Genomic DNA, 19,715 nt, shown 5'->3' with positions numbered 1-19,715 from the left:
CAACAAGGAGGTGAGCAAAGAAATGGCGTTTGGACAAATTTTAAGGAAGGTGAGGTTAAATGCGGGGCTTAGTCAAGAAGAATTGGCAGATAAAATTTATTTGTCCCGCAGTGCGGTTTCTCGACTGGAAAACAACAGACTTAAATTAACAGTTGAGGACGCTGTTCGGTGGGGTCAAGCAACTCACGCCTCAGAGGTTGTTGCGGCAATGTTATGCGGCATCGACGTCACAACGATATTGCAAAATATAACGATATTAATAGGAGGTCTCATCATATGGATTTAAAAAATTTTCTTGAATCGGATCAAATTCCAGCATACAAAGAAATGGTTTGTGCCACCAATTGTCTCTTTACTATGAGATCAGCATTTTTTGACGGAGATTATAAACAAGCACGAACAGCCGCAGAGCATGTAGTAAGATCACTTAAATCACTTGAAGAAATGCAAGAAAAGAAAAAACAGAAGGATAAATTGAAAGCCTTAATCACTGAAATGCAAGCACAAGGGGTTAATGTAGAGCATTTTATATGGCGAGGAAAGTGGTGCTGATGCTAGGTGATAACTTTTGGACAGCCTTCACGTTTTTCGGAGTGCCGTTTATAGCCATTGGAATCTTGTACACAACAAATTTCATTTTTTCGGAAAGGAGCAAGCAAAATGCCATACCCAATCGAAAATCCGATGGTGCTTGATCATCTATGGGATGACGCTGAAAAAGTATGGGGTGTAGATGCTATGGGAGACGAGATCATGGAGGGAGATCCCATTGTTGAGATTGATGGAGAAGTTGTACTTAGATCGAACCTGGAGGATTACCTTGCAGAGTATCAAAATGCGAAATTTACGTATGCAACATAAGGAGGGGGTTGCATGAACAACAGTGTTTCAGAAGTTTGGAAGCCTGTAAAGGGTTATGAGGGCGAGTATGAAGTATCTGATCTAGGCAATGTAAGGTCAATCAAATTCGGAAAAGTTATTACCTTAAAGACATTTGATTCAAAAGGTTATAAAAAAGTTTCTCTGTATTTGAATGGAAAAATGAAGCACCATCATGTTCACAGGTTAGTTGCAGAAGCGTTTATTGATAATCCTCTTAATAAGGAGTACGTGAACCACAAGGACGGAGTAAAGGGAAATAACGTTTTGGGTAATTTAGAGTGGGTTACTCCATCCGAGAACTCTATCCACGCTTATAAAAATGGACTTGCAAAAGTACCAGTCAGTCAAAATGCAGGAAAGAGGGTTTTGCAAATAGACAAAAAAACAGGAGAAATCCTACAAGAGTTTCCATCGGTTTATAGCGCGGGACGTGAGACCGGGATTGATCGAATGGGCATAAAAAGGGTTTGTAGAGGCGTTCGTAAAACGGCAGGTGGATACATCTGGAGGCACAAAGAAAGCCGTGCTGCAACACGGCCATAAAAATGTAATTTAAAAATATATGTTAAGCCGATTATAACACACTGAAGGAGGAAACGGAATGAATTTCAACACTCCTAACGGTCCGGTATGGGAACCGGAAAATTTGATGCTTAGATCATTTTACGAAGCACTACGGAAACATGCTCCCACACTTGCAGGGAGTCCGGTATTTGAAGATTTTAGGGAAGTATATGAAGCCTTGGAATATGACACAAGAGACAAAGGGGAAGATGTAATTGGCATTAAAGCCGTTTAATGAATTATTTCAAGTCGACCTGTCAAATGAAGTAGCCAAAAGGCCAGTAAAGAAAAATTCACCACTCACTTTAGACTACCTAGAATGGGCCAACTGCATCAAGCTGTTATATCAGCATGGGGCTGAAAGTGTTAGGTACGGGATGAAAAAGAACGATAATGACTACCCTTGTTTTTACAACCCTAACGGCGAATCGCCTTTTGTAAGTGTGTGGGTGGAAATCGATGGCGTTCGATATGAGGAAGATTATCCAGTTGTTAATGGCATATACCCGGTAAGTAACCCGAATCAACTAGACATAAACAGAGCCAAGCAGAGGGGATTTGTGAAGGCTGTAGCCATTAACACAGGATTGGGGTTAAGTCTTTGGATCAAGGAAGAAGAATTGATTAACACGGATCAAGAAATCCAAAAAGAACTCAATCAGAATGAAGCGGCCACATTAAACGATCAAATCACAACTTTATTTGCAAGAGCACTTCAAAAAGTTGGTGACAAAGACGAACTTTACACAGTCTTGCAAACTACCAAAGAAGAAATTCACAAGCTTTATAGATCAAATGACCATGCTGCCAAAAAGATATTAATCGGCCAGTTAGAAGTGATACTGAATGATCAAAACAACTGATGACAGGAATCAATTCATAGGTGGTTCGGAAGCAAACATGATTTACATGAACTATGAATCTACCAGTTTTAAAAAATGGTGGGCTAGCAAACTATCCGAATCACCTAGTGATTCTTTCTCAAACATTCATATGTCCGTAGGAACGATTTTGGAGCATGACATCTTGGATCTATACGAACGAATCAATAAAGTCAAAGGCATTCGAGATGCGCAGAAGGTAAAGGGGATTGCCAGAGCAAACACGGACTATATCTTGGGGAATAAAGTGTCAGACGTTAAAGCAACCAAAAAAGCATTTGAATGGTTTTTGAAAGAAAAGGTCCCATTGAATTACAAGCGCCAGCTGATTCATTACATGTACATCTTTGACTTAAGAGAAGCGTCCGTAATTGCGTACCAGGTTGACAAAGCACTCATGATAAACCCTTTTGATCAACTTGCCCCCAGCAAACTATTTGAAGTCATGGTACCTGTTACAACGGACGAAATCACAGTACACAAACAAAAGATTGATTACCTGGAACACTGCAAGAGTATAAGTGTTTTTCCAAAATAAGGAGCGATCGGGGCGATGGTGGAGGAAAAATCAATACAGACATCGGGGTTTGTCATCCAGCCCCGATTAAAGTTCCAAAGCACCAAAGATAAAATGATGTACCAATTTTTAATAGATGAAGCCAATTATATTCCGTCTGAACGTTGCCAAATCGGACAAACAATTATCGTTATGTCTGATCTTTCCAAGGAACTTGGATGGTCAAGGGACGTGATCAGAGGATGCTTGAACAGGTTGGAGGAATCGAAATACATCACAGTTAAAACTCTCCCTCAAAAGCGAGGAATGTTAATTACAGTCAGTCATTACAAGGATTTTCAATCACTTGCCACCTATGAAAAAAGGAACAAAAAAGAGTCAAAAAATCCACAAGAGAATCCACATGAGGAATCACAAGAGAATCCACATGAGAGCAAAGCGCCAAACCGTTGCGGCAGTAAGGAGGAAGACATGTCAAAAAATAGCAATCCACATGAGGAACCACAAGAGAATCCACATGAGATTCCACATACTATAACAGCATTTATAAACAACATATATAACATCAATAAAACATTAAAAGAATATATCGCCGAAGCTCCCGTAAAAAACAAAAATCTGTCCTCTACCGAAGATGCAGAAATCTTTGTTGATTTCGCTTCGCGAACCAACGCTATACCAGTGGGAGTTAATCATAAATTGCTAGTCTCGTATTTTGACTGTATACGTCATACAAGGCAGACATGTACTATTTCAGCGAATATCTTAGTCAATTTCATTGAAAAGTTACAAAAATACTCTGCGAACCAGATTAATTACGCGATCTGGAATCACGTTGAAAAGCATGACGATAAGAAAGAGCAGTACACGCTTGGAATCTTAAGGCACACAAATGAACATGAAGCTCGAAGGGGTTTAATCAAGCTGAAAAATAAAGGCGGTGAACTAGGCAATGCAGTCAGTGGGGACGATAGCCAATATGACTACGGATTTTAATGGTGAGGTCAAAAGAACTTATGTGTGCGAGGGGTGCGGAAATAAAGTATCGGTAATTAGGGCAAAACATTTATTTGGTCCTAAAAAAGGTGAATGGTTTGAAGGGAAAAAAGGTTGCGAATGTGAAGTTTACGAGATTGTGAAGAAAGAGCAGCAGGAAGCTAAAAAGGCAAGACTCAAACGGATATTTGAGGAAAACAGCTTAATTAATCCTGCTTTGAAAGATGCTTCATTTGATAATTTTGAACCTGCTGAATTTAGGAAGGCGTATGAAAAAGCAAAAAAGTTTGTCGGAGAATTTGATATTAAAAACCCTAAGAATCTGTTATTTCAAGGGACGTTCGGGACGGGAAAAAGCCATTTGTCCATGTCAATTGCTAAAGCATTAACCGAAAAGGGATATACAACAATTTTTATTTCCACTCCAAAGCTGTTAACGAAAATTAGGAATACATACAACAAGAACAGCGAATATGGCGAGGAACGTATTTTAAATGCCATAGGAGAAGTCGATTTGGTTGTGTTTGATGATATCGGGGCAGAAGGTGAAGCGTCCGGATGGGCAATACAAAAAATCTTTGAAGTAATCGACCAAAGGGCTGGTAAGCACAATGTTTACACAACAAATCTGTCATCCGGTGAATTTGAAATAACAAAAGACCTGAGAAGGATTTTCTCCCGGATGATGATGAATACCGAAACGATTGTAATGAACGGAAAAGACTACCGTAGGAGACAGTTTTTAAAAGGGGGTAAACGGGATGTGTAATTTTTGCGGAGGAACCCACGTGATCAAAGACGCGGGCGGGGCATTGGCTTTTTTCCACGCATGCCCCGTATGTGGGCCGAAAAAGGCGGAGAAATTGGCAGAGGAACGGGCAGAAAGATTGAGGCGGCTAGAAGAAGCCAAAGCGAAATTTGGGATGGGGGTAGGATCGGCGTGAGAACGTGCATTCCGGAAAATATAAAACGGAAGTTTGTCCTGGAAGAGCTCCTTTCAAAAGGCTGGACACGCACGGAGGACGGCAGGTCAGTCCATGACCTGTCTTACGAGGAATTAAAAGAACAAGCGGTGTTGATGGCCTTCCGGGAAATCGACACGGAAAACAGTGAAAATGCGTGGTTTTAGGAGGGGTGGAATGAAGCTAGAAAGATTTAAGTTCGGCGATATTATTGAAAATGGTTGGGCAAGCCCAGACAATCCAATGCGTAAATGTATTTTCATACGGCATAGTAAGAAAACAATCGAAGTGACAGACGGCAAGGGACAGTTTTGGGAAATCTATCACGACAAAGAAAATAGAAACAAAAAGATAGGAACTATATTTGAAAACCCGGATTTATTGGAGGCGGCGGAATGAACCAAGACCAATTCCTTCAAGAACTTGAAGCCGACTTGACGGGATCACTTGGTGGCAAATACGAAAACATCGGTCGGTCTATAGGAAGACTTGTAGACCAAAAGAACAAAGCATACGGTGATGCTTTTAATAAATCCAGCGAGTTTTTAAAAATCCTTTACCCAGATGGAGTCAATCCGGATCAATATGATGACATGCTTGCTATCGTACGTGTGTTTGACAAGCTAATGCGGATTGCTACCCAAAAAGATGCATTTGGAGAAAATCCTTGGGAAGATGTTGCGGGTTATGGAATTTTAAAGGCGGAGGATGATCAAAATGAGAGGATTTAGTGCGGTGTCGGCAAATGAAAATGCCCTCCGGAAATTAGAGTGGCAATACTTGAAAAACAAGGCAGGGCAAACGTACATCGCTTGTGAGGACTTGAATTTTATATGGACCAAAGAAGAAATTTTCGATTTCGAATGTCTTTGGGCAGAGGGCAAACGGCTTGACGAACTAGCCCGATATTTTGGCAGGCCGCAGGAGGAAATCCTTATCCTTGCCCTTGACCGGGGAACAAAAGGACGAATTGGACCAAGAAAAGGAGGAATACTCGGTGAAATGCCCAGAGTGCGGGATGAAAACTAGGGTGATTGATGTAAGGCATTATGAAACATTCACCAAAAGAAATCGACGATGCTTTAAATGCGAAACGAGATTTGCTACGACAGAAAGCATTTCTCATATCTACATGGATCGTGGAAAGAAAATTGTGAAGGATGTGTACCAATAAAATGATGCAAGAATTAACAATCAAAATAAAAGCTTGGGCAGTTGAACGGAATTTACATACAGCAGACCCAAACAAACAAATATTAAAACTTGGCGAAGAATTTGGAGAGTTATGCCAAGGACGAGCCAAGGGCAACCCGGATCAAGTTAAAGACTCTATAGGAGACATGTACGTAGTACTTACTATTTTGGCAATGCAACTGGGAATGAGCATTGAAGAATGTATTGAAATGGCATACGACGAAATCAAGGACAGGAAAGGAAAAATGGTTAATGGCGTGTTTATCAAGGAGGATGATTTGAATGTCTGACGAAAGCAAAGAATTCTATGTCAATGAATTATTAAGAGTAACTGGTTACAACGAAAAATACCTTCGATCACTACATATCAAGAAGCTATACGATCTGTATTGTGAGCGAGTGCTGGAAGGTCAGGGGATGGTGTGAGTGATAGAGTTTACCATCCCTGGGGAACCCGTAGCACAAGGCCGTCCCCGGGCATCTACTAGAAACGGAAAAGTAAGGATGTACGATCCGGCTAAATCCAAAAACTACAAGACTTTTGTCCAATTAGTAGCGAGACAGCATGCCCCGAAAAAGCCATTGGAAGGCGCCGTAAGCATGACAGTGAAGATTTATAGACCAATGTTAAAAGGATTCAGCATGAAGCGCAGAAACGAAGCGGAGGCCGGATTATATAGACCGATTACGAAGCCTGATAATAGCAATTACTTAAAAGGGATTGAGGATGCTTTAAACGGAGTGATTTATCACGATGATTCTCAAATCGTGACTAGCAAAGTTGAAAAATATTATTCTTACAACCCAAGAGTTGAAATAAGGGTGGAGGAAGTGATCCCATGAAACGCAAATACAGGGCAGGCTGGTACCTGCTCTATCGGAAAGAGGAACGAGATCACGTTTGGCAGTATGGTTACATGCAAAATCACGAAGTCAAAGCACGTATTAAGCAGGGGTGGAGGATAGCATGAGGAAGAAAGGTGAAAAGTATCGGCCCATCGTCCATATCCTCAAAACTAAAAAGGGAGTGCCTACCGTCATCTATGTGAGTGGTAGGCGGTACCAGCTGCAACATCCAGATCAATATAGGCGCAATTGACACATTATGTGCAACAACCATTTTGCTGATTGTAGCAATAAGGTAGGTGACTGGACTTGATGAAAAAGAAAAAGCTTATGTTTCCAATGAAATGTGATAGGTGTGGGAAAGAGCCTGAAAAAGAAAAAAGCCATAATTGGGACGTGTTTAGATTGGATTGCTCGTGTGGTGGGAGGGTTACAACAGATTTTTCCAAACCTCGCTATGAATGATTCGGAAATACCGAATAGTTGAACGCGTAAGCAATCCTTTCAGATTGAGAGGAGGAAAACAAATGACGGTAAACGATTTTTTGAAACGATTAACAGAAGAAGACAAAGATAAGATGATTATTTTCAGCGATGGCGAAGGATGGTCAAATGTTTGGTTTAAGAAAACAGACAATGACATCATTATTTATTGTGAAGACAACGCAATATTTTCAGATGACAAGTGATACACATTTCGATAATTTAACGCCATAAAACCCATTAAAGGACATTTTAAATGTCCCAAAAGACATTTATAGGGACATTTATCCGATAAAGGAGTGATCCCATGCAACAAATCAATCAAGGCCTGCGGGAAATTACTTGTGGAAATTGTGGAAAACCCATAACCACTAAAACCGATGTTGAATATAGTCGATTTTATAGTCAGTTTTACTGTAATTATAACTGTGCATTAAATGATTTTTTCGATAGGGCGCAATGCACACCTTTTGACTTTACGGACAAACAACAACTAAGTTTTAAAGGGATTGAGATAAAAAAAGGTAAATTTCATTGGAAATAAGAAGTAAAGGAGGGGCACGAATTGGATTTAATAGAGATTGACCGCCTTATCGCTGAAAAGGTGATGGGGTGGGAATTTTACGAAGATGGTGAATCGTGGACTACGGAAAATGGGGACCATTTATTCTTTAGCGCATGCGATGCAAACGAATGGGCGCCATCAAGTGATATTTCTGACGCTTGGTTGGTGGTTGAGAAGTTAAAAAATAAAAAGACTTACTTGAACATTTGCCCGGAAAAAGAAAGGTGCACTGTTGATACTTGGTATGAAGATGATAACGGATATTATTTGCCGTATACCTCAGTTGAAGCAAAAACAGCACCACTCGCAATCTGTTTAGCCGCATTAAAATCTGTTGGAGTGGAGGTAGAGTCCAATGAAAGGAAAGGTTAAATTTACTTTAAGAATTGGTCTGGTAGGATGTGTACAGGAAGATGAATTTACTCTTGACGAGCTAGGGTACGATCCAAAGTATCATGCAGATTTAGAAGATTTTCTCGATGCAGAATGGAGCGAATGGGCATATAACTATACTGATGGCGGTTGGAGAATGGAGGGGGGGAAGACGAATGACTAATCAAGAACGGTTGGAAAGGATAAAAGATAATCTCAATCCATTAGGCGGAGGTTTAAGCGGGCACGGGATAGAAGTCAGCGATTTGTATTGGCTTGTCTCCACCGTGAAGGAACAGCAGAAGGAAATAGGACGGCTTGAAAAATATGTAGAAACTTTGCAGGATGTGCATTTCACGGAAATGCAAACAGAAAAAGCTGAAAACGACCGGTTGCGGAAAGCGTTGGAGAAGATTGGCAGTCCGATAATAGGAAGCACTTTTGCAGACATGTTTGAGTTAAAACAAATTGCCCGGCAAGCACTAAAACGACAGGAGGACTAACATGCACGACAACGCAACGAAGGCAGTTATTAATCTTCTTGAAAATGCGGTATACAGAGTGGTAGACGGAAAACTGGAAAAGGTAGACAAGCCTGGGGATGGATTCGGAAAGCAAGTCATTACCTGGCAAAACGGGAAGCCGACTCATTATGAAGTGAGTTATACGAAGAGGTGAGGGGATGAAACGAATTACAAGGAAATCGCCTGGTTGTTTTAAATATTCATTGAAAGATCATAAGCCAATAACTGGTGAGTTTGCCCATTATGATACTTTTTTCAATTACATGATGGCAGTAAAAAGACTTGGGGAGCTAGAAGATGCCCTTGAACCTAAATCAATCGAAGAGTGGCATGAAGATGATGGAGATTGCCTGTGGTGGAAATTCCCGATTGAAGAAGCGCCATATGTAGGTTCACCACTAGATGAACACTGGCCGGGTTATCATACACATTTCACAAAGATAACCGAACCACTAAAAACTTAATAACGCTATCGGAAAAACCGAGGCACTGAACGAGCATAACGCTTGTTTCGGTGTCTTTTTGCATTTAGGAGGGGAGACAGCATGAAGGTAACAGTATCAGACAACCACTGCAAAGGGTGTATATGGATAACAGCCGAGGGCGTATGTCCCTTTGTTCGCTGTATTAAAAGGTTTGGGTTCACGGTAGATCAAAAAAAGGGGTGATATCATGCAAAGAAATGAAATCGAGCAAATCTTAAAAGACTATCACTGGATGATCAACAGCATCAAAATCATGAGGGAATCCCTTAAATACGCAGGGGAAGGCATAACAGCCCAATACGGATTAGAAGCAGCTATGCCAAAGGCACAAGGCGCCACGAGTGATCCCGTTTATAAAGAAGTTGTCAGAAGGAGTAAGAGAGTCAAGAAAATACAAGAGTTCGAAGCAAAGATACTGGAGTTTCAGGGGCTGTTTCATAAAGTCCATGACGAGAGGGAATGCGAGGTTCTGTACTGGCTCCTGGAAGGGAGAAGTTATCGGTGGATTGCCGCACATATGGGTCTGTCTCATTCTCATATCAGAAGAATAAAAGAAAGCATCGTGGATCAATTGAGTCCAGATGTTCCAAATGTTCCAGATGTTACAAAGTTGAAAAAAGAAAAATGCGCTTGTTAAAATGGGAGGGAGGTTCGGCGCGGATATGTTCTGGCTGATCCTCTATAACCTTACGTATCTGTCGGCGCTGTCCCTTGGAAAAGGATGGCGCAATTTTTTTAGGTAAATTGTTGCAGGAAAATATCTCCTTTTGTCGAATAGGTTCGATGGGAGGAGACGATGGGATGAAAAAGTACAAAGTTTTTAATAATGTTGATAGAAAAATGATACAAATTGAAAGTGGTTATTGCTATCTTGTTGATTTTATCTGTTTAGAAAAAAGAAATGGAAAACCTGATAAATATTTAGCAATTGGATATGAAACACAAACCAATAAACATTATGGCTGGGTTGAAATTTGTGATGACGACCCAGTAGAGGCGTTTGTTTCATACGTGAAAGTGACGGATGAAATAGAGGGCGAGGAACTTGCAAAGAAGTTAGATAAAAAGCACTCTTAGTGGGTGCTTTTTCTTATGCCTAAAACCATAACGGGGGTGGAGTTGATGTAGATGCCTAACTGGGATGAAATCAGAAAAGAGTGGGAAACAACCAAGATAACATTAGCTGCATTGGCAGAAAAGCATGATGTGAAACTCGGCACCTTAAAAAGCAGGAAAAGCCGTGAAGGTTGGTCAAGGGATGTAACTAAAAAGGTTGCAACCAACAACAAAAAGGTTGCAACCTCGAAAAGCCCAAGATATCCAAACGGTCATCCAGGAAACAAGAACCCTAAAAACCAATTTACAGAACGGAACCAAGCGGCAAGGAAGCATGGTTTGTTCAGTCGGTACATTCCACAAGAGACACTGGAGATCATGGGGATGCTTGATAAGGATGATCCTGCTGATTTAATCTGGGATCAGATACAGATTCAGTACGCGGCTATCATTCGAGCGCAAGAAATCATGTTCGTCAAAGACAAAGACGATATGGCTAAAGAAGTAAGGAAAACCGAAAAATCAGATGGCGAACTATATAGCAATGAAAAAGAAGAATGGGAAATTCAGTTTGCTTGGGACAGACAAGCCACTTTTCTTAATGCTCAAAGCCGGGCTATGTCCGAACTCCGCAATCTAATCAAACAGTTTAACGAAATGGCTAGCGATAATGACGAACGCAGGCTGAAACTTGAGCAGATGCAACTAGGTGTTGAAAAGACTAAGGCTGAAATTAAGAAACTTGAAAAAGACTTACAGACAGACACATCAACAGAAGATAAGCTTAAAACATATTTTGAAGCGTTAGGAAGTGCATTCCGTGAATCTTGACGCTATTTATACAAAAAAACAGCAAATGATATACAAGCGTTGCGTTAACGATGATTGGTTTATGTTGATTAATCATGGCGCTAAACGTACAGGTAAGACGATATTAAACAACGATCTCTTTTTGCAAGAGTTAATCAGAGTAAAAGAGATAGCATCATCACAAGACATTGAAAAACCGATGTATATTGTTTCTGGCGCAACATTGGGGACAATCCAAAACAATATTCTAACTGAAATAACCAATAAATACGGTATTCAATTTACATTTGATAAACATAATAACTTTACTTTATTCGGTGTTTATTGCGTGCAAGCTGGACATTCCACTATTGCTCATTTAGAGAAAATACGAGGAATGACAGCGTTTGGAGCATACATCAACGAAGCGTCGCTTGCTAATGAACAAGTGTTTGATGAGATTAAGTCACGTTGTTCTGGTGAAGGAGCAAGAATATTGGTGGACACCAACCCAGACAATCCGGAACATTGGTTATTGAAAGACTATATACAAAGTGATGCGCCAGGTATCATAAGTTATTCTTTTCAATTGGATGATAATACATTCTTGTCAGAACGCTATCGAAAAAACATCATAGAAACCACTCCATCAGGTATGTTTACAGACAGGAACATTTACGGGAAATGGGTATCCGGTGACGGAGTTGTATATGCCGATTTTAATAAAGAAAAGCATGCGGTAACGAAAGAAGACCTAGCCAAAATTAAAATGGTTAGGTATTTTTGTGGCGTTGACTGGGGTTACGAGCACTTTGGGTCTATTGTTGTTGTTGGCGTTGATGCCGCAGGTAATTATTATGTCATCGAAGAACATGCACATCAGCATTTGGATGTTGAAAAAGATTGGGTGCCAATTGCTAAAAAAATTGTTGCGAAGTATGGCAATATACCTTTTTATTGTGACTCAGCAAGACCGGAATACGTTGTTAAATTCACCAAGAATAAATTAAATGCAATTAATGCAAACAAAAAGGTAATGCTTGGTATTGAATCTGTAGCAACCTTAATTAAATCAAATAAATTCTATGTTAATTATGATGAAATGCCGAGATTCAGAGAAGAAATATACAAATATGTATGGCACAAGACGTTAGATGAGCCAGTAAAAGAGTTTGATGATGTTTTGGACTCTATTAGATATGCAGTTCTTAGTGATATTACATTATCCAACAGAACGCCTAAGAAAGAGAAATACAAAGCCCTGCAATTGCTTGGTTTGTAGAAAGGGGGATAACATGGCAAAGATTAATGAGTTTGAAACGGCAACTTATGCTTATTCAAGCAAAGGCAAGCGTCGCTTTTCACCAGAAGCCAATATGCATTATCGCTATTCAAGCGCTGACGAGTTGATAAAAAATACTGAATCATTAAGCGAAATCATCCAGCACCATATGCAACATCAAGTACCACGGCTTAAAACACTAAGAAACTACTACGAAGCCGAAAACGAAACTATTTTAAGGAATAATCGAAGAAGAGAAGAGCATCTAGCAGACCATAGAGCAATACATGCTTTTGGTGAATATGTTTCTAACTTTATGCAGGGTTATATGGTCGGGATCCCTTTAAAAACACAATATCCAGATGATGACATCAACGAAAAAATAAGGGATATGAACCGAACGAATGATGCCGATGAACATAACAGTGACTTGGTACTCGATCAGTCTATTTATGGACGAGCATATGAGCTATTGTATAGAAGCCGACAAGATGAAATAAGATTTTCGATTTCTGATGTTCTGGAAACTTTTGTTATTTATGATGAAACAATAGAGCGTAATCCGGTTGCTGGCGTTCGGTATATAAAAAGCCAATTTAAGGATGATGTTACAGTTTATCTGTACACTAGCGATGTAATAATCACTTATGCTCTAGGTGATGATTTTAAGCTAACTCATCAGGATGAAGTTGCACATGCCTTCAAGGGTGTGCCTATTATCGAATATGAAAATAACAAATTTCGAAGAGGGGACTTTGAGAGAGTTCTTAACTTAATAGATTTATACGACGAAGCGCAATCAGACACTAGTAATTACATGTCCGATTTCAATGACGCAATGCTTAAAATAGTGGGTAACTTGGACATTGATGCCGAAGAGGCTAAGGAAATGAAAAAGAATAATATCTTAATGCTTCAAACCGAACCAGATGCCGAAGGAAGGCACTCACAAGCTGACGCAGACTACATCTACAAAAAATATGATGTCCAAGGCACAGAAGCATACAAAGACCGTATTAAAAATGACATTCATATGTTTACCCACACACCTAATACGGACGATGAAAAATTTTCAGGAAATCAGTCGGGCGAAGCATTAAAGTATAAGCTGTTTGGGCTGGAATTGAAGAGATCGACCAAAGAACGTTTGTTCAAAAAGTCATTGCGTGATCGTTACCGGCTGATTAACAACATCATGAGCATTGCGGCGGAAGGCAGTTTTGACGTGAATGAGATAAGCATCATCTTCACACCAAACTTGCCAAAGTCGTTGAAAGATGAAATCGAGGCATTCGTGAAGCTTGGCGGTGATCTATCTGATGAAACGAAACTGAGCATGCTGTCCATCATTGAGAACCCGCAGGAGGAACTTGAAAAGATCAAGAATGAGAATCCGCAGACAAAAGCTGTTTCGTATGATTTTCCGAAACAGGATGATGATGATGAACAGGAAGAAGAAGTGACAGACGATGAGTAGTTACTGGCGCAAGCGAGAACTCGACCATATTCGTAAGCAAATCAAAAATGATGCTGTCATCGCCCGGCGCATCCGGCAGAAATACATGGAGGCCATGAATGAGATTCAGACGCAAATAGAGGCCTTTTATGGACGATATGCTGATGCCGAGGGCATAACCATGGAAGAAGCTAGAAAACGCGTCAGCAAAGTAGACATCGAAGAGTACAAGGAGAAAGCAGAACGATATGTCCGTGATAAAGAGTTTTCCAAACGGGCAAACGAGGAAATGCGGCTTTATAACGTGACGATGAAGATTAACAGACTCCAATTGCTAAAACTTAATATCGAATTGGAGCTACTTGCCGCGGTTAGTGATGAGGAAAGAATCCTGTATGAGGAATTGACCAAAATGGCTTGGGAAGAGTTTAAAAGGCAATCTGCCATCCTTGGAGAATCCCTCAATTATAACGAGAAGAACATTAAGTCCATTGTCAATTCGTCCTTTTTGAATGCTACATGGAGCGACAGGCTTTGGGATAATCAGGATGCATTAAGAAGTCAACTGGACAGACTGTTAAACAAGGGCGTCATACAAGGAAAGAATCCAAGGGAACTGGCACGGGACTTAAGAAAGACGTTTGACACAAGCATCAGTAATTCCGAAAGGTTATTACGCACCGAAATGGCTCGAGTTCAGCAGGATGTCTTTCAGGACAGCATGGAGCAAGCCGATTTTGATGCTTACGAGTTTATTGCCGAACCAAAAGCATGCCCCACCTGTAAAAAAATAGACGGGGAAATTTTTAAATTGTCAGATGCACAACCAGGTGTAAATGCATATCCAATGCATCCAAACTGCCGATGCTCTCAGGCGGCTGCTATGGATCGGGCAGAGTGGGATAGGAAATTGAGAGAGAGGGGATTGTAAATGATCTCTCTAAATGAATACCGTGCTAAAAAAGAAGGAAAAGTAACTCCTAATAAATTAGCCGAAAGTTTAATGAAGTTTGTAGAAGAGAATGAGTGTGAATTAATGGTATGTGTCATAAAAACCAAAGCGGGTGACATTGATACAACTTTCAGTCATGGTTTGCGTTCAGAACACATCGGATTACTTGAGATTGGAAAGATGCAAATCATTGATGAAATGCGAGAATAATTTTGTCTTTAGCCAATAGAGGTTATAAACAATTCAACGGAAACCTACATTTTGAAGCATAGTGGGTAGGGGTGCATCGGATTGATATGGTTGGCGATGCAATTAATCAATCAATCGTACAAGGACTTTACAAACAATCGAATAGAAACAACTTCAAAAAAGCGTCAAAGGGCTTATAAAGCGTTTTGGGGCTTATTTGTCGTGTCTCTATTGATTGGGGATAAGGTGTTTGTGGGATAGGAGGAAAAATGATGACTATTGAGAACAAACATACATTTTTACCGTTTGATTTACAGTTTTTTGCGGAGGATCCACCAAATGATCCACCTGCTGATCCAAATGGAGCTCAAGGTGGGGAACCTGAAAAAGTTGAACTTACACCAGAGGAATTGCAGAAGAAAATCGAAGCTGAATCAGATCGTAAACTCGCAAAGGTTCTTGAGAAGAAACAAAAAGAGTGGGATTCCTTAACAGAACAAAAGATTCAAGAGGCTCTAAAAGAAAAGGAACGTTTGTCTAAGTTATCCGAAAAAGAACGCAAAGACGAAGAACTCTCCAAGCGAGAGCAAGAAATTGAAAAGCGCTTAAAAGAAATTGAGCTAAAAGAGCTGAAAGCTGATGCGGTGTCTGATTTGGCTGATAAGGGACTCCCTGCTGAATTTGCTGATTTCTTACTTGCCGAGGATGCTGCAAACACTTTGGAAAACATCAATAATTTTAAATCGGCGTTTGACAAAGCTGTCAATGAAGCTGTGAAAGAGAAATTGAGACAGGACACACCAAAGTCTAGTAGTGGCAGGATGGATAATTCTAACACGCCATCAGTAGCTGAATTAGCACAAAAACACAGATTGATAAAATAGGAGGAATATAAAATATGCCTACTTTTAATCCAGATAACGTACTATTACAAAATGCAAAAACAGGTCAAATCCCAAAGGAGCAGGGAACGCTTGTCTTAAAAGACATTATTTCGAACTCTGTCATGATGCAACTAGCGCAGTATGAGGAAATGACGAAGCAGGAAAAAGAATTTCAATATTTAGCGGAAGGAGTTGGGGCTTACTGGGTCGGTGAGGGTGAAGTCATCCGTACCTCCAAGCCTCAATGGCTAACAGCTAAGATGGTGGCCAAGAAGCTAGGTGTTATTGTTCCGGTGTCACGCGAATTTTTAAAATACACTCTAAGCTCATTTTTCGCTGAAGTCCGTCCGTTGATCGCTGAAGCTTTTTATAAAAAATTTGACGAAGCTACTATTTTGAATGTTGACAACCCATTTACTCAATCATTACAACAAGCCGTTGCATCTTCTGAACATATAGTTGAGGGGGATATTAGCGGTGATACTTTCTTTAAGTTGACAGACTTTGTCAATGATGCAGGCTTTGACATAAATGCGTTTGTATCTAAAAAGCAAAACAGGTCATTGCTACGTAATATTGTTGATGGTTACAAGCAAAAAGATGGCACAATTACAGACCCGCAGCGATTATATGACCGTACAAACAACACGTTAGATGGTTCACCGGTTGTAGACTTTGAATCAAACGAAATGAAAAAAGGTGAGTTATTTGCGGGGAACTTTAATTATGTCCGTTACGGCATCCCTTACAATCTGAACTACGCTATTTCAGAGGAAGCGCAACTTTCTTCTATCGTGGATGAAAAAGGCAACCCAATTAACTTGTTCGAACGCGAATTAATTGCTATTCGTGCAACTATGGATGTTGGTTTCATGGTCTTGAAAGATGATGCTTTTGCCAAAATACAACCTGCCGAAGTACCAGAAACACCAGAGGGGGCATAAGGAGGTAATCACTAATGGCTAAATATGAGGTTATTAAAGATTTTACAGACCTAGAGGACAATAACCACATTTACCTCAAGGGGGATAAGTTCCCCCGAAAGGGTAAAACAACTAAAAAGCGAATTGAAGAACTTTCCACAAATAAAAACAAGCGCGGGGAGCCATTAATACAAGAGGTAAAGGAAGATGCTTGAGAAAATTAAAACATTACTAGGTATTGAGGACAATTTGCAGGATCCAGTCCTCAATATCATTATCGAAAATGTTAAAAGCCATTTAAAAGCTTTACTTGGAAAGGATATTCCGACGGAGCTTCATTTTATTGTCGAGGAAATCAGCATTAGGCGATTCAACAGACTAGGAGCCGAGGGCATGAAGTCTGAATCGGTAGAGGGGCATAATACTAACTTTTACGATTTGAAAGATGAATTCGTGCCCTACGAATCTATAATTGCTGCACACAAAGACCCATCAGAGAAGCCCGGACGCGGAAAGGTAGTGTTTATCTGATGAGGTTTGCCGATAGGATCACTTTTGTAAAAGAAACTGAATCGTATTATGATCCAGAGAAGGGCGAGTATGTGGAAGGAGAACCAATAAAAGACACAAAGCCCTGTATGTTGTCAAAGATGGGTGTTGACAGGACGAACGAACTGTTTGGGCAGATTGATAAAGTCATCACTGTTGCAAGGTTACAACGTCCTTATACCAAGGAATTTGATCATGTAACTATCAATGGACAGAAATACAACGTAAAGCGCCAATCCGATTATCGGAAAGGCGTTTTTTATTTGGAAGGCGTTGCCGTAAATGCAATTTAGAGGAGCGGATCAATTAATTGGGGCGCTGAAAAAGAAGGCGACTCTAAACGATGTGAAAGAAGTTGTTAAACTTAATGGTTCGGAGCTACAACGAGGCATGATGCGGAAGGCGAGCTTTACGCGAGGTTATCAAACAGGAACAACCAAGCGATCAATAAAATTAAAGTTTGCGGATGGAGGTTTCGCTGTGAAGGTGGGGCCAGGCACAGAGTATAGTCCATATCTGGAACACGGAACAAGATTTATGGCAGCCCAACCTTTTGTCGGCCCCGCTTACCATCAACAGAAACAAAAGTTTTTGAAAGATATGAAACGCCTTATGGAGTAGCCTAGCCTTATGAAGTAGGTGAAGAAATGACAGCTGACTTAAAGTCCCCACAACAACAAATATTTGATGCAATTTTTGCATCCTCTCTTAAATTGGGATACCGAACATTTGATTATTTGCCAGCAAATGAAGTCGGTTATCCCTTTGTTTATGTTGGGGAACAACATGATTTTGACTTACGAACAAAAAGTAATATTTATGGAAATGTGGTGCAGGTGATCCACATATTCCACAATTACAAGAAAAGGCGAGAATTAACGACAATGATAGACGCCTTAAAAGTTCGTTGCCGTAAACTTAAACAAACCGAAAATTTTTATGTCACTTGCAGAAATATCAGTTCACAAACACTGATTGACGATTCTGCGGGGGAGCCGTTATTGCACGGCATTATCGAAGTTGAATTTCAATTCCATTAGGAGGGATATACATGTCAGAAGAAAAACAAATGCAACATGGTAAGAATAAGATTTTGTTATTTAGAAGGCTAGCTGACCAGAATAAAGAAGCTGCAAAACTGGCTTTTCAAACAGAGCATACTTTTAGTTACTCTCGTGACTTGGAGGCCATTCTCACAAAAGATGGAAACGTAATTCGGGTTGGTGGACTTGAATCAGAAGTGGGGATCAATGCTATACAAGCTAAAGATGATCCATTATTTGATCTGTTGCGCCAATCTGTCATTAAAGGTGAAAAACTAGAATTGTGGGAAGTAACGGTGGACGAGGATTTAAAAGACGCAGAAGGAAAATATCCTGCTGTTTATGCACAAGGATATTTAAGTGAGTGGGAAGACCCGGCCAACGTAGAAGAAAACGTAACTATATCAAGTACATTTACTGTTGAAATGGAACCACAGTTTGGTCGTGCGACTTTAACAGCAGAACAAGAACAAGCCGTTCAATATGCATTTAAAGATACAACCGCAGAAATGCCTGATGGAGCTTAAAGAGAGGGTTAATACCTTCTCTTTTATATTTGATTAACAGGGGGAGATTTTATGCAATTCAAGATCAACGGACAAAATGAAAAACTTAAATTTGGTGTAAAATTCTGCCGTTTAATGGATGAGAAATACAAGATAGATTTCCAAGGTATGGAATTTGGTATGGGGGTTATGTACGCACAAATGGGGCTTGCCCAAAGGAGCGTTACCACGCTGTCGGACATTATCCACGCTGCTGTCAAAGGGAGTTACCACCAAAACGACATCGATGATGCAGTGGAGGAATATGCGGAAAAAGAAGGCGGCCTGAAAATATTATTCGAACAAGTTGAAGAAGAATTGGGAAAGTCACCAGTCGTTCAAGAGGCAATCAAGGCGATTCAAGAAGCGCACAAAAACGCTCAAGACGCCGAAACCAATCTATCGAAACCTACGAAGAAATAATACTTAATTGTTTTCGTTATTTGGGCTATCGCTCGCTGTCTGAGATTGAGGACATGACCCTTTATGAGTATGAAATGCAGATGCGAGCATATAACCTCAAAAGGGTTGATAAAGAATATGACATTCACCTTCAAGCCTGGCTCAATCATGCGGCAACGGCGACGAAAGAGCAGGGCAAGAAGGTCGTTTCTGTTTATAAGGACTTTCAGGACTTCTTTGACTATAAAAAGCGGTTGCGAGAACTTGAAACTCCTACCAAACGGACAGAACCGCATTTGATCAGGCTGGCGCAAATAGCCAAAAAGGCGAATGAGGGGCAGTAAGTTACCAAACTCAATAATTCAAGGGCATCC

At 40.3% G+C, this 19,715-nt stretch carries 42 protein-coding genes; all 42 read left to right on the top strand.

The features are described from left to right. Positions 1-22: 22 nt before the first annotated feature. The 42 genes from NST31_RS10365 (at position 23) to NST31_RS10160 (ending at position 19,685) form a co-directional block, all read left to right on the top strand. Positions 23-286, top strand: coding sequence for a helix-turn-helix transcriptional regulator (locus NST31_RS10365; RefSeq protein ID WP_339165419.1), 264 nt, complete (start codon positions 23-25; stop codon positions 284-286). Further along, positions 277-552 carry a hypothetical protein gene (locus NST31_RS10360; RefSeq protein ID WP_339165417.1) on the top strand — a complete coding sequence of 92 codons (276 nt, stop codon included), beginning with the start codon at positions 277-279 and terminating at the stop codon, positions 550-552. The genes NST31_RS10365 and NST31_RS10360 overlap by 10 nt, the downstream gene beginning before the upstream one ends. A gap of 108 nt (positions 553-660) precedes the next feature. Further along, on the top strand, positions 661-861 hold the full coding sequence (locus NST31_RS10355) for a hypothetical protein (RefSeq protein WP_339165416.1): 201 nt from the start codon (positions 661-663) through the stop codon (positions 859-861). Between the two features lie 12 nt (positions 862-873). Beyond that, entirely contained in the window at positions 874-1,425 is a 552-nt protein-coding gene (locus NST31_RS10350) for an NUMOD4 domain-containing protein (RefSeq protein WP_339165415.1), read from the top strand. A gap of 58 nt (positions 1,426-1,483) precedes the next feature. Continuing rightward, positions 1,484-1,681, top strand: a complete 198-nt coding sequence (locus NST31_RS10345) for a hypothetical protein (RefSeq protein ID WP_339165414.1) — start codon at positions 1,484-1,486, stop codon at positions 1,679-1,681. Next, positions 1,662-2,309 carry a DUF1071 domain-containing protein gene (locus NST31_RS10340; RefSeq protein WP_339165413.1) on the top strand — a complete coding sequence of 216 codons (648 nt, stop codon included), beginning with the start codon at positions 1,662-1,664 and terminating at the stop codon, positions 2,307-2,309. Before NST31_RS10345 ends, NST31_RS10340 begins: the two co-directional genes overlap by 20 nt. Then, positions 2,293-2,865: a YqaJ viral recombinase family protein gene (locus NST31_RS10335; RefSeq protein WP_339165411.1), complete on the top strand. Its 573-nt coding sequence runs from the start codon at positions 2,293-2,295 to the stop codon at positions 2,863-2,865. Before NST31_RS10340 ends, NST31_RS10335 begins: the two co-directional genes overlap by 17 nt. A gap of 234 nt (positions 2,866-3,099) precedes the next feature. After that, entirely contained in the window at positions 3,100-3,840 is a 741-nt protein-coding gene (locus tag NST31_RS10330) for a hypothetical protein (protein WP_339165409.1), read from the top strand. Then, positions 3,824-4,609 carry an ATP-binding protein gene (locus NST31_RS10325; protein WP_253191973.1) on the top strand — a complete coding sequence of 262 codons (786 nt, stop codon included), beginning with the start codon at positions 3,824-3,826 and terminating at the stop codon, positions 4,607-4,609. Before NST31_RS10330 ends, NST31_RS10325 begins: the two co-directional genes overlap by 17 nt. Next, positions 4,602-4,784, top strand: coding sequence for a hypothetical protein (locus NST31_RS10320; protein WP_339165407.1), 183 nt, complete (start codon positions 4,602-4,604; stop codon positions 4,782-4,784). Before NST31_RS10325 ends, NST31_RS10320 begins: the two co-directional genes overlap by 8 nt. Continuing rightward, on the top strand, positions 4,781-4,969 hold the full coding sequence (locus NST31_RS10315; protein WP_339165405.1) for a hypothetical protein: 189 nt from the start codon (positions 4,781-4,783) through the stop codon (positions 4,967-4,969). Before NST31_RS10320 ends, NST31_RS10315 begins: the two co-directional genes overlap by 4 nt. 10 nt (positions 4,970-4,979) lie before the next feature. After that, positions 4,980-5,201: a hypothetical protein gene (locus tag NST31_RS10310; protein ID WP_339165403.1), complete on the top strand. Its 222-nt coding sequence runs from the start codon at positions 4,980-4,982 to the stop codon at positions 5,199-5,201. Next, positions 5,198-5,533 carry a hypothetical protein gene (locus tag NST31_RS10305; protein ID WP_339165402.1) on the top strand — a complete coding sequence of 112 codons (336 nt, stop codon included), beginning with the start codon at positions 5,198-5,200 and terminating at the stop codon, positions 5,531-5,533. The genes NST31_RS10310 and NST31_RS10305 overlap by 4 nt, the downstream gene beginning before the upstream one ends. Further along, entirely contained in the window at positions 5,520-5,831 is a 312-nt protein-coding gene (locus tag NST31_RS10300; RefSeq protein ID WP_339165400.1) for a hypothetical protein, read from the top strand. The genes NST31_RS10305 and NST31_RS10300 overlap by 14 nt, the downstream gene beginning before the upstream one ends. A 149-nt stretch (positions 5,832-5,980) precedes the next feature. Then, entirely contained in the window at positions 5,981-6,286 is a 306-nt protein-coding gene (locus tag NST31_RS10295; protein ID WP_339165522.1) for a MazG-like family protein, read from the top strand. After that, positions 6,279-6,422, top strand: coding sequence for a hypothetical protein (locus NST31_RS10290; RefSeq protein WP_339161754.1), 144 nt, complete (start codon positions 6,279-6,281; stop codon positions 6,420-6,422). The genes NST31_RS10295 and NST31_RS10290 overlap by 8 nt, the downstream gene beginning before the upstream one ends. Continuing rightward, the gene (locus tag NST31_RS10285; RefSeq protein ID WP_077114099.1) at positions 6,423-6,839 is read left to right on the top strand and encodes a RusA family crossover junction endodeoxyribonuclease; all 417 of its coding nucleotides are present in this window, start codon (positions 6,423-6,425) and stop codon (positions 6,837-6,839) included. Positions 6,840-7,369: 530 nt separating this feature from the next. Continuing rightward, positions 7,370-7,531 (top strand): hypothetical protein, encoded by a 162-nt coding sequence (locus NST31_RS10280; RefSeq protein ID WP_171974059.1) that lies wholly within the window; start codon positions 7,370-7,372, stop codon positions 7,529-7,531. Positions 7,532-7,632: 101 nt separating this feature from the next. After that, complete coding sequence (locus NST31_RS10275) at positions 7,633-7,869, top strand: hypothetical protein (RefSeq protein WP_077114100.1); 237 nt, start codon at positions 7,633-7,635, stop codon at positions 7,867-7,869. A gap of 21 nt (positions 7,870-7,890) precedes the next feature. Beyond that, a complete protein-coding gene (locus NST31_RS10270; RefSeq protein ID WP_077114101.1) occupies positions 7,891-8,262 on the top strand; it encodes a hypothetical protein in 372 nt (123 codons plus the stop codon). Then, positions 8,246-8,446 (top strand): hypothetical protein, encoded by a 201-nt coding sequence (locus NST31_RS10265; protein ID WP_339165397.1) that lies wholly within the window; start codon positions 8,246-8,248, stop codon positions 8,444-8,446. Before NST31_RS10270 ends, NST31_RS10265 begins: the two co-directional genes overlap by 17 nt. Next, a complete protein-coding gene (locus tag NST31_RS10260; protein ID WP_339165396.1) occupies positions 8,439-8,765 on the top strand; it encodes a hypothetical protein in 327 nt (108 codons plus the stop codon). Before NST31_RS10265 ends, NST31_RS10260 begins: the two co-directional genes overlap by 8 nt. 1 nt (position 8,766) lies before the next feature. Further along, positions 8,767-8,940, top strand: a complete 174-nt coding sequence (locus NST31_RS10255) for a DUF3954 domain-containing protein (protein ID WP_339165395.1) — start codon at positions 8,767-8,769, stop codon at positions 8,938-8,940. Between the two features lie 4 nt (positions 8,941-8,944). After that, on the top strand, positions 8,945-9,250 hold the full coding sequence (locus NST31_RS10250) for a hypothetical protein (protein WP_160706702.1): 306 nt from the start codon (positions 8,945-8,947) through the stop codon (positions 9,248-9,250). A 208-nt stretch (positions 9,251-9,458) separates the two neighbouring features. Next, entirely contained in the window at positions 9,459-9,908 is a 450-nt protein-coding gene (locus NST31_RS10245) for a DNA-binding response regulator (protein ID WP_339165392.1), read from the top strand. A 164-nt stretch (positions 9,909-10,072) separates the two neighbouring features. Continuing rightward, positions 10,073-10,348: a hypothetical protein gene (locus NST31_RS10240; protein WP_339165390.1), complete on the top strand. Its 276-nt coding sequence runs from the start codon at positions 10,073-10,075 to the stop codon at positions 10,346-10,348. 51 nt (positions 10,349-10,399) lie between these two features. Continuing rightward, complete coding sequence (terS, locus tag NST31_RS10235; RefSeq protein WP_339165388.1) at positions 10,400-11,158, top strand: phage terminase small subunit; 759 nt, start codon at positions 10,400-10,402, stop codon at positions 11,156-11,158. A gap of 25 nt (positions 11,159-11,183) precedes the next feature. After that, positions 11,184-12,398 (top strand): PBSX family phage terminase large subunit, encoded by a 1,215-nt coding sequence (locus NST31_RS10230; RefSeq protein ID WP_339165520.1) that lies wholly within the window; start codon positions 11,184-11,186, stop codon positions 12,396-12,398. 13 nt (positions 12,399-12,411) lie between these two features. Next, positions 12,412-13,875, top strand: a complete 1,464-nt coding sequence (locus NST31_RS10225; protein WP_339165387.1) for a phage portal protein — start codon at positions 12,412-12,414, stop codon at positions 13,873-13,875. After that, entirely contained in the window at positions 13,868-14,785 is a 918-nt protein-coding gene (locus NST31_RS10220; RefSeq protein ID WP_339165385.1) for a phage minor capsid protein, read from the top strand. The genes NST31_RS10225 and NST31_RS10220 overlap by 8 nt, the downstream gene beginning before the upstream one ends. Continuing rightward, entirely contained in the window at positions 14,786-15,016 is a 231-nt protein-coding gene (locus tag NST31_RS10215; RefSeq protein ID WP_339165384.1) for a hypothetical protein, read from the top strand. Positions 15,017-15,097: 81 nt separating this feature from the next. After that, positions 15,098-15,256, top strand: coding sequence for a hypothetical protein (locus NST31_RS10210; RefSeq protein ID WP_339165383.1), 159 nt, complete (start codon positions 15,098-15,100; stop codon positions 15,254-15,256). Between the two features lie 8 nt (positions 15,257-15,264). Next, a complete protein-coding gene (locus NST31_RS10205) occupies positions 15,265-15,879 on the top strand; it encodes a DUF4355 domain-containing protein (RefSeq protein ID WP_339165381.1) in 615 nt (204 codons plus the stop codon). 14 nt (positions 15,880-15,893) lie between these two features. Further along, positions 15,894-16,823 (top strand): phage major capsid protein, encoded by a 930-nt coding sequence (locus tag NST31_RS10200; protein WP_339165379.1) that lies wholly within the window; start codon positions 15,894-15,896, stop codon positions 16,821-16,823. A 14-nt stretch (positions 16,824-16,837) separates the two neighbouring features. Beyond that, entirely contained in the window at positions 16,838-17,017 is a 180-nt protein-coding gene (locus NST31_RS10195; RefSeq protein WP_339165378.1) for a hypothetical protein, read from the top strand. Further along, positions 17,010-17,333: a phage head-tail connector protein gene (locus NST31_RS10190; RefSeq protein WP_339165377.1), complete on the top strand. Its 324-nt coding sequence runs from the start codon at positions 17,010-17,012 to the stop codon at positions 17,331-17,333. The genes NST31_RS10195 and NST31_RS10190 overlap by 8 nt, the downstream gene beginning before the upstream one ends. Continuing rightward, a complete protein-coding gene (locus NST31_RS10185; RefSeq protein WP_339165375.1) occupies positions 17,333-17,644 on the top strand; it encodes a hypothetical protein in 312 nt (103 codons plus the stop codon). Before NST31_RS10190 ends, NST31_RS10185 begins: the two co-directional genes overlap by 1 nt. Then, positions 17,634-17,972: an HK97-gp10 family putative phage morphogenesis protein gene (locus NST31_RS10180; protein ID WP_339165373.1), complete on the top strand. Its 339-nt coding sequence runs from the start codon at positions 17,634-17,636 to the stop codon at positions 17,970-17,972. The genes NST31_RS10185 and NST31_RS10180 overlap by 11 nt, the downstream gene beginning before the upstream one ends. A 26-nt stretch (positions 17,973-17,998) precedes the next feature. Continuing rightward, entirely contained in the window at positions 17,999-18,391 is a 393-nt protein-coding gene (locus tag NST31_RS10175; protein ID WP_339165371.1) for a hypothetical protein, read from the top strand. A gap of 11 nt (positions 18,392-18,402) precedes the next feature. Further along, positions 18,403-18,921, top strand: coding sequence for a phage major tail protein, TP901-1 family (locus tag NST31_RS10170; protein WP_339165370.1), 519 nt, complete (start codon positions 18,403-18,405; stop codon positions 18,919-18,921). Between the two features lie 51 nt (positions 18,922-18,972). Then, complete coding sequence (locus NST31_RS10165; protein WP_339165368.1) at positions 18,973-19,362, top strand: tail assembly chaperone; 390 nt, start codon at positions 18,973-18,975, stop codon at positions 19,360-19,362. Between the two features lie 80 nt (positions 19,363-19,442). Further along, a complete protein-coding gene (locus tag NST31_RS10160; protein WP_339165366.1) occupies positions 19,443-19,685 on the top strand; it encodes a hypothetical protein in 243 nt (80 codons plus the stop codon). The last annotated feature ends 30 nt before the right edge of the window (positions 19,686-19,715 follow it).

The sequence above is a fragment of the Siminovitchia sp. FSL W7-1587 genome, from assembly GCF_037963795.1.
Classification (GTDB): domain Bacteria; phylum Bacillota; class Bacilli; order Bacillales; family Bacillaceae_C; genus Siminovitchia; species Siminovitchia thermophila.
Note: the sequence above shows the minus strand (reverse complement) of the source record. Positions and strands in the feature narration are given on the sequence as shown.